General features: G+C 42.3%; 11 protein-coding genes. All 11 read left to right on the top strand.

The window, feature by feature from the left end; translation table 11 throughout:
- Window positions 1-18 precede the first annotated feature (18 nt).
- The 11 genes from wsfD to MKX41_RS23485 all read left to right on the top strand — a co-directional run bounded on the left by wsfD (window position 19) and on the right by MKX41_RS23485 (window position 13,837).
- A complete protein-coding gene (wsfD, locus tag MKX41_RS23535) occupies window positions 19-1,569 on the top strand; it encodes a glycan biosynthesis hexose transferase WsfD (protein WP_340973388.1) in 1,551 nt (516 codons plus the stop codon).
- On the top strand, window positions 1,566-3,122 hold the full coding sequence (locus MKX41_RS23530) for a hypothetical protein (protein WP_340973386.1): 1,557 nt from the start codon (window positions 1,566-1,568) through the stop codon (window positions 3,120-3,122). Before wsfD ends, MKX41_RS23530 begins: the two co-directional genes overlap by 4 nt.
- Before the next feature lie 28 nt (window positions 3,123-3,150).
- Window positions 3,151-4,401: a glycosyltransferase family 2 protein gene (locus MKX41_RS23525; RefSeq protein ID WP_340973385.1), complete on the top strand. Its 1,251-nt coding sequence runs from the start codon at window positions 3,151-3,153 to the stop codon at window positions 4,399-4,401.
- A gap of 52 nt (window positions 4,402-4,453) precedes the next feature.
- On the top strand, window positions 4,454-6,550 hold the full coding sequence (locus MKX41_RS23520) for a cellulose biosynthesis cyclic di-GMP-binding regulatory protein BcsB (protein WP_340973384.1): 2,097 nt from the start codon (window positions 4,454-4,456) through the stop codon (window positions 6,548-6,550).
- Window positions 6,540-7,394, top strand: a complete 855-nt coding sequence (locus tag MKX41_RS23515; protein WP_042192759.1) for a diguanylate cyclase domain-containing protein — start codon at window positions 6,540-6,542, stop codon at window positions 7,392-7,394. Before MKX41_RS23520 ends, MKX41_RS23515 begins: the two co-directional genes overlap by 11 nt.
- 207 nt (window positions 7,395-7,601) lie before the next feature.
- Window positions 7,602-7,850 (top strand): type B 50S ribosomal protein L31, encoded by a 249-nt coding sequence (locus tag MKX41_RS23510; protein WP_042131530.1) that lies wholly within the window; start codon window positions 7,602-7,604, stop codon window positions 7,848-7,850.
- 132 nt (window positions 7,851-7,982) lie between these two features.
- Window positions 7,983-8,504, top strand: a complete 522-nt coding sequence (locus tag MKX41_RS23505; RefSeq protein WP_340973380.1) for a YcxB family protein — start codon at window positions 7,983-7,985, stop codon at window positions 8,502-8,504.
- Between the two features lie 92 nt (window positions 8,505-8,596).
- Window positions 8,597-9,370, top strand: coding sequence for a histidine kinase N-terminal 7TM domain-containing protein (locus MKX41_RS23500; protein ID WP_340973378.1), 774 nt, complete (start codon window positions 8,597-8,599; stop codon window positions 9,368-9,370).
- 28 nt (window positions 9,371-9,398) lie between these two features.
- Entirely contained in the window at window positions 9,399-10,142 is a 744-nt protein-coding gene (locus MKX41_RS23495; RefSeq protein ID WP_340973377.1) for a GGDEF domain-containing protein, read from the top strand.
- Window positions 10,143-10,159: 17 nt separating this feature from the next.
- Window positions 10,160-10,867, top strand: coding sequence for a DNA alkylation repair protein (locus MKX41_RS23490; RefSeq protein WP_081951315.1), 708 nt, complete (start codon window positions 10,160-10,162; stop codon window positions 10,865-10,867).
- Between the two features lie 252 nt (window positions 10,868-11,119).
- Entirely contained in the window at window positions 11,120-13,837 is a 2,718-nt protein-coding gene (locus tag MKX41_RS23485; RefSeq protein WP_340973376.1) for a CHASE3 domain-containing protein, read from the top strand.
- The last annotated feature ends 23 nt before the right edge of the window (window positions 13,838-13,860 follow it).

The raw sequence follows: 13,860 nt of genomic DNA, 5'->3' as shown, positions 1-13,860 counted from the left end.
TATTGAAGGTGAACCTGCATGATGGACAACACGGTGAAAACGCCTCTAAGGCAGGGGATATCACTTGCTAATTTATCGGTTTCTCCTGCATTTCTTGCTGCATTTGGAGTGCTGCTTATTACCATCATCGCGCTGTTCACAGCTCCGTATGTCGGAGTGGCGGATAACGGTGACTTTTTCCGTAGCATTTATAGTAATGGACTCTATTTCAATCTGCCGGATTATGATAGTCAGTACTTTGGTTATTTTGTGAAGCAATATGGGATCTTTCAATATTTTAATGAGAATGGTGCAATGTTATTTTCCTCTCAGTCCTTATTTATCAAGCTGGCTATAGGACTTAACAAGTTGTTCTTCAGTAGTGAGGTATTCGACATCCGCTTTCAAGCGGCGATTTATACGATTCTATATGTAATCGCAATTTACTTATTAATAGAGGCTATTACATGGAAGATGTCCCGAAAACAGGGATTCATCATTGCAGGTATTGCTATTTTTATATTCGGAGATACCGGTTATACGGCTTATTTTAACTCCTTTTACGGCGAAAGCGTTGTGATGATCACGATGATCTTCATGTTCGCTTCATGGCTGATGTTACATCGAAAAAGATTCAATGACTACGCGATGCTGGCCTTATTCGTAATTAGCACGCTGATCCTGACTACTTCTAAGCAGCAGAATGCGCCAGTGGGTATGATCATTGCTGTTCTGGCATGTTCACTGCTTTGGATTCGTAGAGACAAGATATTTCGGATACTGACAATGGCGTCTCTTGCTCTGATGCTGTTCGCAGGTGTGTTCACGTATTTGAATATCTCAAATGAGTTCGTAAACATTAACCAGTTCCATGCCATGACCCGAGGGGTGCTGAAGGAATCACCTGATCCAGAAGCCGCTTTAAAAGCGTTAGGGATGGACGAGCAATTCGCCATTCTGAAGAACAGCATTCACTATGAGAAGTACGTGACCATAGACGTGAATTCACCACTTCTCGAGGAGAATTTCTACAGTCGTTATGGATTTGTATCCATCCTTAAATATTATTTAACGAACCCTGACCAGCTTAATTCGATTCTTAATGTAGCTGCTCAAAGTGCATTCTCGATTAAGCCTGCGGCTATGGGGAATTTCGAGCATTCCGTTGGTAAGGAGTTTCGAGCACAGAGTCACTTTTTCACCGGATACAGCCAACTGAAACAAACGCTGGCCCCGCGAACATTCGGGTTCATCTTCCTCTGGATGGTGCTTGTCATCGGTCTCTATATGCCTTCCTTTGTAAAAGCGATCAAGTCCCGTGATTTCAGAGGTATGCAGCGAATGGTATTGATTGTCGCTTCGATTGGCATTGGGCTTTCAGGTATTTTTGTATCAATTATCGGGGCAGGCGATGCCGATATTTCCAAGCATGAGTTCTTATTTACATTATCCTTTGATTTAGTCACTTTTCTGACCCTATCCAGTGTGATCGGGCGTAGAGTTTCTAAAAACAGCAATCGGGTTAAGCAGGTTAACAAGAGCATCCCTTCTAGCCCGTATACAAAGCCTCAAAAGGATGTGAGTGTGTGAGCATCAGAGGAGTTTTAAACGGTATATTGCTACTGACGTTGACCCTAACAGCCCTTCTGATTCCCGTCATACCTGTCCAATCTGCTGCTTCGCCACAGCAGGTCCTACTACTCTACGACAGCCTCGCTAAGGGGACGACGAAGGAAGGCAACGTGACTGAACTCCAGCGACTGCTGGCGGCCTATTCCATGAAGGTCACACTTAGAAGTCTGGATCAATATGAACAAGGGATGCTGAATCATTACTCTAAAGTGATTATGGTCCGTAATGCAGCGGATATTTTGATTACTAATAAATTTTATGTAGAGGATTGGGAGCATTATCAGGGACAGTATTTGCACATCGGGTACAGTCCTCCAGCCTCGCTGAAAAAGAAACTACAGTTAACCACAGATGTCATGTATGACGCGAATCCAGATCTCCAGATCGGACAGTTCTCGGGAATTTCACTTCAGGTACAGGATATGCTCTATATAGCCGGAAGTCAGGGAACCCAGCCCCTTGGAAAGCTGATCTTCCAGGATGATAGCCTGCAAGCACCTTATGCTGTGAGTAAAGAGGATGCTGCTTATGTTCCGTATTTTGAACAAGGGAATGTCAGTGCACTGGCGATGGGGTATGTTCTGAAGGATTGGCTTCATATCAACGCAACGCCTAAAGTGTATCTTGCGATCAAAGAGATCTATCCCTTCTCTGATCTGGGATTGCTGACAGAGACTGCGGAGCGGCTGTATCAAGTGGGGATTCCTTTTCTTGCAAGTGTGCGGCCAGTGTTCAGCAATACCGATTATCCGGCAATGCAGCGTTATTTGGTAGCCATCAAAAGAGTGCAATCGAATAATGGCAGCATTCTGGTCAATGCCCCTATTGCGATGCATTCAACGAGTACTAGTAATATGGATCATTCACTTCAGGTGAAGATGAACGCGTTCATTAATCTGCTGGTGCACAACAAGATTGGGCCGCTTGGAATCGGAGCACAAATGCACTGGGCGTATGACAAGGAATATTCGGAGGCGGGGATGGGGTTTTTCGATTCTGTGATACTGTATCCGGATGAAAACGTTGATTATATGGAGCAGAGCGACACCTCCAAGTCCTTTCCATCCTCTTTATATAGTGTGCCGATTGATTTTTTGCAGGATCTGCAAACATCCAATAATGTGATGCCAGAACTGCCGATGGACACGGTAATCACTGTGGATATGCCTAAGGATAAGGAAGAACTTGAGGAAATGCTGAAGATGCTGGAACAATACTGGGTTTCTTTTGCAGATTATAAACAAGAAAGGCATGAGGTTGTTACAGACGTCAATACGATCACTTCATCAGAAGGAGTGATTTCTATTAATGGACAACCCCTGAGTCTGAATTATACGCCAGAAACAGTGAATAGCGATTATCGGTATACAGAAGAGCAGAAGAAGAGCTTTACGACGCTTTTTAATATACAGAATCAGTTCTTTATAGTTGCGATAATGATTTCTCTGTTGCTATTTGGCGGATTAATGATCATCGGATACCGATTGTATAGGAAAAAGTATTTGAAATGAGACAACTAATCGTGATTTGGAGGATCCTATGACGATTTCAGACATACTGATGGTAATTGCAGTGATCTGTATCTGGTCTCTATTGCTGGTGAATGTGACCCTCATTATCGCAGGCTATTTATATTACATTAAATCTGAAAATGAGGACATACCAGAGATAGAGGGCGAATATCCCTTGGTTTCAATTATGGTTCCTGCTCACAATGAGGGGGTAGTAATCTCTAAGACGGTGGAGTCTCTGCTAGCGCTTGATTATCCGGAAGATCGATATGAGATTATTGTGATTAATGATAATTCCTCTGATAACAGTGCTGAACTGCTGGCCGGTATCCAAAACCGAAATCCGGGGCGGCAGCTGATCGTCATTAATACGGATGCGATTACTGGTGGCAAAGGGAAATCGAATGCGCTGAATATAGGCTTCACCCATTGCAAAGGGCAGTTAATTGCGATTTATGATGCAGACAACACTCCTGAAAAAACGGCTTTACGTTATCTGGTCGCTGAGATCATGAATGATTCTAGCCTAGGCGCAGTAATCGGTAAGTTTAGAACCCGTAACCGTAACGCAAGCCTACTTACCCGGTTTATTAATATTGAGACGTTGTCCTTTCAATGGATGGCGCAAGCGGGACGCTGGAAGCTGTTCAAGTTATGTACCATTCCCGGCACTAATTTTATTATGCGCAGGTCTATCGTAGAAAGTATCGGTGGCTGGGATGTTAAAGCGATAGCCGAAGATACAGAAATCAGCTTCAGAATATATATGATGGGTTATCGGATCAAATTCCAGCCGAAATCGGTCACATGGGAGCAAGAGCCACAGACTTTAAAAGTTTGGTTCAAGCAGCGAACGCGGTGGGCTAAGGGCAACATTTATGTCATTGTCAAAAATATCCCCCTGCTGTTCGATAAATCCGCCGCAAAAGTCCGATTCGATATTCTTTATTTTTTAGCGATTTACTTCTTATTGTTGATTTCGTTAATTACCTCCGATGTGCTGCTCATTCTGCATGCTTTGGGCTATGTACATACTACTATTGCTGGGCTTAGCAATTTTCTCTGGCTGCTTGCCATCATACTGTTCGTTGTAGGTACTTTCATAACGTTGACGACAGAGAAGGGCGAGATGAGCTTGTCCAATTTATGGATCGTAATGTTGATGTACGTCTCTTATTGTCAGCTGTGGATGGTTGTCGCGGCTTACGGATTATATCTTTACGCCAAAGATCTCATCTTCAAAAGAGAAGCAAAGTGGTATAAGACTGAACGCTATTAATAATGAACAAAGAAGTAATATGAGAAATATGTGATCACAGGAGAAACAGAATATGATGATGAAAAAACAAATGGTTATACTGTTAACCTGCCTCTCTCTTTTTCTAATTCAATTGAATGTTGCAGCCGCCGAGGCTCCGCCTCAGGATACTAGATTAACCTACACAACCTCTTTTACAGGAACAGATACTGCGTTAAAAGGTTCGAGTGCCCAGCAGCAATATTTTGAGGTCATGGATTATTGGAATGTGGATGAGATCAGAATTAACCTGCACTTTCAAATTTCGCAAATTACCAAGGAGCAGATTTCTAGCGTTACCTTAACGCTAAATGGCAGCCCATTCTATACATTTAGACCCTCTCTAAAAGATAATGGCGAACAACAGCTGGTCCTTCAGGCACCTAAAGGGTTTCTAAAAAAAGGAACCAATACGCTTGGAATTCAGGGCTATTTGCAGTCGAACTATACAGATGAACAATCTTGTTCTGTCGATTATGATTTTGATAATTGGCTGCATCTGTTTAATACATCCAGTATTAGCATGATGTATACGCCGAAGCCCTTGACTGGAGGGATTAGTGACTTTAGCGAGCGCTTCTCTGGCGTTGATACCTTAACGAAGAATCATAGTGTGCTGACCGTACCGGATAAAAGCACAGGGGCAGAATTGGAGTCGGCTACTTATGCGCTCTCTGGGCTTGTGAAGGGGAATACATTGGACAATAGAACGATTCCAATGCTTCCCTACCGGTCAGATGCGGTGAAGAATAAAGCTGCGGTTGTACTGGTAGCTATGTATGACCGAGTACCAAGTGGGCTAAAGGCTCAGCTAAGCACCTCTGAAGATTTAAGTACACATGCACTGCTGCAGTTAGTGAATAAGGATACTCAGCCGACACTTGTCGTAACCTCGAAGGATGAGAACTTACTGATTAAAGCAGGCCGTTTTGTTGCGAATGAAGAGTTATTGGGTCAAATCAGCAGTGATTTAAAGGTGGTCGATGATGCTACAGAAGTATCTGCACCACCACTTTCGATTAGCTCCAATATTACGCTTACAGAAACGGGTGATAAACTCACTGGGGCACGTCATCAGGAGCAGACATACTTTGTTGCACTGCCCTCTAACCGCTCGATTGCAGATTCAGGCAGAATCAGATTGGATTTCCGTTATGCACAGAATTTAGATTTCGACCGTTCATTAGTGACTGTCAGCATCAACAACACACCCATTGGCAGCAAGAAGCTGACCAAAGAGCTGGCGAATGGCGATAAGCTGGATCTTCCAGTTCCCCAAAGCCTTAATATCTCTGGTAATTTCACGGTAACTGTAGCCTTTGATTTGGAGCTGAAGGGAGCCGAATGTACTTTAGATAAGGAACAAATGCCGTGGGCGTATATCAGTAAAGATTCTGTAATGCGTCTTAATACTAAGGATCGTACGGATCTTTTGTTTAATAACTATCCGTATCCGTTTATACGTGACGGGCTTTACAATCAGGTAGCAGTTGTTTTGCCGCAAGAAATGGATGATTACTCATATTTGAGTTTAGCTAATGTGTTTAATCTACTGGGAAAATACGCTAGCGGAAATATAGGCAACATTCAGTTCTACACGGATAACATTAGCGCTGATCATTTAAAGAATAATAATGTCATCGCCATAGGCACGTATAAGAATAATAAGATCATCCGTGATCATAATGATAAGCTCTATTTTCAATATAACGGGAACGGAACAGCGATTCGCTCCAATGAGAAGATGAGTATTGAAGATCATTACGGATCTCAAATTGGAACACTGCAGCTGATTGAATCACCATTTGAGGCGGGACGGGGATTGCTTGCTGTTACGGGAGCCCACTCTGAAGAGTACTATTTGGCGTCGAAGTTGATCGCAACAGAGCGGGACAAATGGAAGGTGTTTGGCGATGGGGTAATCGTTGATAAGGATGGTAATGTCAATGCGCACCGTTTCAAGATCATTACTGGAGCAGCAGAGGATTCCGTGGTTAAAAAAATAGCGGAACGAACGGACGTGCTGAGTTTCATTATCGTAATTGTGCTGGTGCTGACACTGGTGATTCTATCGCTGATCCTGCTGCTTCGTAAACATATGAAGAAACGTGGTGATAAGCGTGAGACGTAATCGCAGCGGTTTAGTTTCAGATATCGCTCTCTTATCGTTCCTGGTGCTTCTTTTTATTTGTATTGTCTTCATTTCAGGGGCACCTGACGATTATATCCAGAATATTATCATTTTAAATGTGGCTTTTATTCTGGCGATTGTTACGTATTTTACAACGGTGACTGCAGGGTTGGTCTTGAACCTGGTGTTTATATTTGCTTATGGCTTCTACACGATGTATCAGACGATATCTTTGGGAGAGACAATTGGACTGAATACTTACTTCTGGCTAATTATGACCCCATTGTTAACAGTGGTACTGTGGATATTTACACTAAGCAATCGTGAGCTGCAGGCTGAGAATCAGCGTTTGGAGAATAAGACTGCCAATATGGCCATCATCGACGAGAACACAGATCTGCGTAACAGTATTTCTTTTCAGAAGGATGCCGCTTTATTTACAGGCATTTCTACTCGATATCAGATTCCACTCACACTGCTTGTAGTGAAAGTGAAATACTGGAATGAGATTAGACGTATTATTCCCGAAGATAAGCTGGCTGAGGCCATTCATGACGTGTCTCAGCTCAGTCAGGCCAGCATTCGTACCAATGATGCACTGTATCTGCTGGACAAAGATGACGCAACATGGGGCCTTCTGCTGTTCACCGACAACGATGGAGCAAAAATCGTGATCGAGCGGATTAAATTGAAGCTTCAAGAGCTTAATGACACTGAATTTGTCAAAAAGTATAAAGTTAGCCTCGGTCTCAAAATAGGTGCTGTAGAATATCAATCCAGCACTATTGAGAACCCGTTAGATTTTATTGTTCAGGCTAAAAAACAACTGGAGTATGATGTATAAGTCAGTTGAACGTAAGGGAATATAAGGAATATCGGATAGTAGTTGACTTTACATGTCGATTTCACGTATGATGGAGTGGTGGTCTAAATCGTAAGATTTACGAATTTTCCTACGTTTATTAGGTTATACTTATAGATAAACCTACAGATCATTTGGTTAATTTACCATAAAGGCTCCACTAATTTGTTCAGAAGGAGGACGATCAGAATGAGAGAAGGCATACATCCAAAGTACAACAAGGTTATTTTCATGGATGCAAGCGTAGGCTTCAAATTCTTGAGTGCATCTACAAAATCATCCAATGAAACTATGGAATGGGAAGATGGTAACACTTATCCTGTTATCCGCGTGGACGCAAGTTCCGCATCCCACCCATTTTACACTGGTAAACAAAGAGATACAGAACAAGGCGGCCGTGTTGACAAGTTCAAACAACGTCTTGCACAAAAGAAATAAGAATCCTTACGGATTAAAAAGGGACAACCCATTTAGAAGCGATCGCTTCAGGGATGTCCCTTTTTTGTGTTCAGACATGTTAGAATGAAATGGAATTGACAAATTTCGATAGTGGCAGGGGAGCGATTAGTAGTGGAAAATGAAATAAAAGTAGATACCGTCCTTAAGAGTGAGGACGTTCAGGAGTTTAACCTATGGTTCAGCTTGAATAGCCGTATTATACTTAGCTCTTTCAGTGTGGTTGCTTATTTTGTGATTTTGCTGTTAATTACTAAGGATTACAGTATTAAAAATATTTCAATCCTTGCTGTGACTGCTGTGATTCTTGCCGCTGTTTTATGGTATATGACCAAATCAAGTTTGACCAAAAAATCTAAAAAAGCCTTCGCAACAGACAGTTTAGCCCAGCAGCCTCAGAGCTATTCCGTATCAGATGAGGGTATAAAGTACGTATCTGAGGCAGGTTCCGGGCAAGTAAAATGGGAAGAGATACATAAAATAGGTGAAACGATGAACCTGTTCGTGTTTTTTGTGTCTTCTAATCGAGCGCTGATTATCCCTAAACGGTACTTTCAGTCGATACAAGATAAAGATGCATTTAAGGACTTGGCCAGAAAGTATATGTTCTCCCATCGAGTAAAGTTCAAATCGTAAGATGTACAGATGTGCTGGTATTTGTTGATTCATTTGTAGGATTGATTAGGATATAATGATAGGAGCGACTTGAAAAATAGGAGAAATATGGCATGCCGTGGATTCAAGGATATCCGTATTACTTATTAATGGGCAGTGTTCTAAGCTTTTACATGGGCATCAGCTCCTATCGACATCGAAAGTCGGCAGGAAGACGCTATTTATGGATCTTAATGCTGCTGGTCAGCCTCATATTTATTGCGACGGCGGGAGAGATCATGTCATCCTCTTTTCAGGTTAAGCTGTGGTGGAAGAATATGCAGCAGGCTCCGCTTTTTTTAAGTGCGTTATTTACTTATGCTGTCGTTAAAGAATATGTGTCTCCTTCCGCGGAACGCCTACCTGTAAAACTTGCTATTTTCTCGATTCCAATTGCTTTGGACGTACTGCTTATTTTTACGGATACCTATCATCATCTAATGCGTAGTGAAGTGGGCATGGCCACTGTTGCGGGTGTTAGTGGAATTACTGTAAAGCCTACGCTTCTTAGCATGGCTTTTATTGCTTATGATCAGCTATTTGGTCTATATGCGGTCTGCTTGCTAGCTGTTTCCTTAATGAATAGACCGAGAGCTTTTTTGCGACGTGCGTTCTTACTATTTGTCGGGTTACTGGTTCCGGTCGTTTCTGTTTTTTTACTTCCCTTGTTGAAGATCACGCTTACAGGCTTTACGGCCTTCACTTATCTACCCGCAATTATAGCGGCTTATTTGTGTTTATTCATTGACTCCAAATCTACGATCTATCCTTTAACTAAAATTAAAATCCTGGAGCATATGAAAGACGGCGTAGTTTTGACAGACCGGAATGATAATATTATTGGTTGAGATTACCGGGATATCGAATGAGACCTGGATGGGGAAAAATATTGATCTTTTTATGAGGCATCACAAGGACATTGGCGCTCATTATAGTCAAAGGACCGAAGGACAGTTTGAGATTGTATGTACTGGAATAAGAGAGGTTTGTTATGGGGTTTCCTTGATAGCGACTGAACATCAGGCAACAGAGAACAAGGGGATGCTAATTGTTTTTAGTGACCATAGTGAAAAGAAGCGGTATGAACGTGAATTGGTCTATCAAGCAACGATAGATGATTTGACGGGACTTTATAATCGCAGGCACTTTATGCAAATGGTGCAAAATCAAACGATTCCGGACGGGCTAGGACTGGCGCTGTTGTTATTTGATATCGATGATTTTAAGTTAATTAATGATACCTATGGTCATTTAGCAGGAGATCAGGCATTAGTTGATTTCTCGAATAAAATACTTCAGGTGTACCAAAACAAAGGCATTGCCGGAAGAGTCGGGGGCGAGGAGTTTGCTGTATGCTTTTTTGCTGAGGATAAACGTGCAGCCTTGATGGAAGCGGAGGATTTTCGCACTACGATGAGTGATTATAAAATAATTTTGAACGAACACGATAGCATTCAGCTTACCGCTAGCATCGGAATTTCTTTTACAGAGCGCAGAGAGGTGACTTTCGAAGATTTGTATCGGGAAGCGGATGAAGCGTTATATCGTTCCAAGAATTCGGGCAAGAATAGAGTAACGCTGGGTCGTGAGCCCATTTTAAGAGAAGCGATGAAGGGATAAGAGGTGTTCTAATGAATCTGACAATTAATGAAGTGATGAGTAAGCTTGAGGAAATGGGTACAGAGCAGACGAAGCGTACCTTCATACGACATGGTGCTAAGGAGCCTTTATTTGGAGTAAGGATAGGGGACATGAAGAAGCTGGTAAAGGATATCAAGAAAGACCAAGGTCTAGCTCGCGCTTTGTATCAGACGGGGAATTATGATGCGATGTATTTGGCAGGGCTTACAGTTGACCCCAAGACGCTTACGAAGGAAGTGCTTCAAAGCTGGGTAGTGACAGCTTACTGCTCTGGAATAGCGGAATATACGGTAGCGTCTGTCGCTGCAGAGAGCCCTTACGCACTAGAACTTGCAAGAGAATGGATTTCTTCATCGGATGAAATGGTGGCCACCTGTGGCTGGAGTACTTATGGGAATTACATTTCAGTTACGCCGGATGATCTGCTAGACATCGCTGAGATCAGAAAGCTGCTACAGCAAATACAATCTACCATTCATCAGGAACGGAATCGAGTTCGTTACACGATGAATATGTTTGTAATTATCGCCGCCAGCAGCGTAACCGAACTGCATGATGAGGCAACGCAGATTGCTGCAAGCATTGGAAAGGTTCAGGTACAAATGGGACAAACCGCATGTAAAGTACCGCTGGCAGTAGATTATATTGCCAAGGTTGAGCAGGCAGGAAAGCTTGGTGTGAAGAAGAAGACCTGTATTTGTTAATGGAGACAGTATAACATCGCCTTCAAGTTAGTCACTCTATTTCCCCCTCATATTCTATTGAGGAGTGAGTAAACTTGGAGTTTTTTTATGGTCAAATACACAGGTGTTTCAACGGTGCTCAAAAATGTTTAAGTTACCAGCAGTAAAAATTCACATAGAAAACTTAGTGGAGCAATGAAGAAGGAGCAAAGAGCCATTATTATAAGGAATTAGGTAAGGAGTTAGGCTTAGAAGACAGGACGGAGGCACTTTGTGAAAAAACATCGATTTACTTTGCAGTATAAAATACTATCTATAACAATTTTTATCGTGATCTGTCTATTAGGATTCGTGATGGTTATGCATGATAGAATCAATGCGCTGCAGCGGGAAAGTAGCTTTATTTCCCATCAGGACCGAGAGATAACTAGTTTGGCTAATCAGATCGAGAAGAACATTCTAGATATGGAAACGGGACAACGAGGTTATATTATCACCGGCGATGATAAGTATCTGGAGCCCTATAATTTGGGGAAAACTCAATGGAAGGCGAATTATGATGAGCTCTCCGTGCTTACTGCTAATGATTCCATGCAACTTCAGCGTCTGATGGGCATTGAAAATAATATCCAGCAGTGGATCAAGCAGTCCGGGGATTATGTGATAGAGTTGAAAAAAGAGGGACAGGAAGCTGAAATCTTACGATATTTCCATTCGGATGATGGCAAAGATCAAATGGACCGAATTCGTAGCCAGATCAGTACTTACCGCGAGACGATGAATGAGAATACTAATGATTTGATAGCTGGACAGGCAGATCAGAATAAATTGCTGCTGGAGCTCCTTTATATTGTTTGGGCGATTATTGCTGTTACCTCAGTGATCGCCTCGTGGATCATTTCACATGCCATCGTTAGTACGATTCGTAAGGTTACTCATACGATTACTGGATTAGATTCCGCTGATGATACGAAGAGAAGAGTGGAGATTACCACGAATGATGAAATCAGGGATCTCAGTGTCGCTACGAATCATCTGATAGACACGCAACAAGAGCGAATATGGATTCAGGATCATGCTAATGATTTGCTGTCAAGGTATCAGGGCATCACACGAGTCTCACAACTGGGGGATATCTTTTTAGGTAAAACTGCAGAAGTTATTGATTATCCATATGGTGCCTTATATATACGGACGCAAGATCATGATCGAGACATGTTAAATAGAACTTCTACTTTTGCTGGAAACAGCGACATAACAGATCATGGGACATTCCAAATTGGAGAAGGTTTGGTTGGTCAATGTGCTAAAGAGGCACGTTTGATTCACATACAGGATCTTCCAGATGAGTATATCAACATTCAGTCCGGGCTGGGCGTTTCCGCACCGAAATTCCTTATATTACTTCCAGTTTGTTTTTCGGGTGAGGTAGTTGCTGTGGTGGAAATTGCCTCCTTTTCTCCACTTACTGAGCCGCAGATTAAATTCTTGGAGTCTATTTCAAATGCATTTGGTGTTGCAATTAACAGTACCATCAGCAGTATGAGAATTGATCAACTTTTGGAGCAATCCCAACGCTTAAACGAAGAACTTCAAGTGTATACTGAAGAACTACAAACCCAGTCTGAGGAGCTGCAAATCCAGACAGAGTCGCTACATGCGACGAATAGAAAGCTGGAAGATAAGAATCTCTTAGCTGAACAAAAGTCATTTGAGGCTGAAAAAGCTCGAATAGAGCTTGCTCAATCTGCAGAATTATTGCGGCAAAGCTCGCAGTATAAATCGGAGTTCTTGGCGAATATGTCTCATGAACTCCGAACTCCGCTTAACGGCATATTGTTACTCTCCGAATTTCTCATGGAGAATCAGTCAGGGTCCTTAAGTGAGGAGAATATTGAATTCTCCCAAGCCATTCATTCTTCTGGGCAAGATCTGCTGGCGCTGATTAACGATATTTTAGATTTGTCCAAGGTTGAGGCAGGGAAGCTGAATATTGAAGTTGAAGCGATAAATCTAACGGAGATCCCGGAGGCAATGCTTCAGAGCTTCAGTCACCTGTCTCGCAAAAAAGAGATTCCTTTGCATATACAACTGGGGGAGGACTTACCTCCGCTATTTTATTCGGATGCTCAAAGGGTACGGCAAATTATTATAAATCTGCTGTCCAATGCGTTTAAGTTTACAGCTAATGGTTCAGTAACTCTTGAAATACGTTTGGCGACTACAGACGAACTACGGAGTTTGGCACATTTGGAACCAGGGTTATTTATTGCTTTCGCCATCAAAGATACTGGAATTGGGATTCCTTTTGAGAAGCAGGCTATTATTTTCGAAGCTTTTCAACAGGCGAATGGAAATACAGAACGTCAATACGGTGGAACTGGGCTTGGGTTATCCATATCCAGAGAACTGGCAACACTGCTCGGCGGTAGGATTACAGTGGAGAGTCAAGAAGGAATAGGTAGTGTCTTTACGGTGTATTTGCCAATGAAGCTTCAGGACCCTAGCCTTGAAGAAACCGCTGGGATAGCAGATCTTAATCATGAGGAAGAAAGTTCGGTTGCTCTTCCCGCAGCAACCAGTGAGAACATAAGCAGCGACTTCACCTCTTTAAATCATAAGCATGTTCTAATTGTGGATGATGATGAGCGGAATCTGTTCGCGTTATCTAACACGCTAAGGAAGCGTGGACTGCAAGTAACTACAGCTGCGGATGGAGAGAGAGGCATACATGCGCTGGAGCAATCTGCATCCATAGACATCGTTCTTATGGATATTATGATGCCGGTAATGAACGGATTTGAAGCTATCGCTCGAATCAGAGAAATGCCGGCAAGGAATAAAATTCCAATTATAGCGCTGACCGCGAAGGCGATGAAGGAAGATAAGGCGAAAATCTTACAAGCGGGTGCAACAGATTATCTTAGTAAGCCAATTAACTTAGAACGTTTATTAGCATTGATGCAATTAATCCTAAATAGTGATTCATAAGGTGATAGATTCTAGAAAAATCA

It is taken from the genome of Paenibacillus sp. FSL R5-0475, from assembly GCF_038004585.1.
In the GTDB taxonomy this organism is placed as follows: Bacteria; Bacillota; Bacilli; order Paenibacillales; family Paenibacillaceae; genus Paenibacillus_AQ.
Note: the sequence above shows the minus strand (reverse complement) of the source record. Positions and strands in the feature narration are given on the sequence as shown.

Excerpts from the sequence above, each read along its gene's own strand:
- wsfD (WP_340973388.1), top strand. The coding sequence starts at position 19 with ATGATGGACAACACGGTGAAAACGCCTCTAAGGCAGGGGATATCACTT.
- MKX41_RS23525 (WP_340973385.1), top strand. The coding sequence starts at position 3,151 with ATGACGATTTCAGACATACTGATGGTAATTGCAGTGATCTGTATCTGG.
- MKX41_RS23520 (WP_340973384.1), top strand. The coding sequence starts at position 4,454 with ATGATGATGAAAAAACAAATGGTTATACTGTTAACCTGCCTCTCTCTT.
- MKX41_RS23510 (WP_042131530.1), top strand. The coding sequence starts at position 7,602 with ATGAGAGAAGGCATACATCCAAAGTACAACAAGGTTATTTTCATGGAT.
- MKX41_RS23500 (WP_340973378.1), top strand. The coding sequence starts at position 8,597 with ATGCCGTGGATTCAAGGATATCCGTATTACTTATTAATGGGCAGTGTT.
- MKX41_RS23495 (WP_340973377.1), top strand. The coding sequence starts at position 9,399 with ATGGGGAAAAATATTGATCTTTTTATGAGGCATCACAAGGACATTGGC.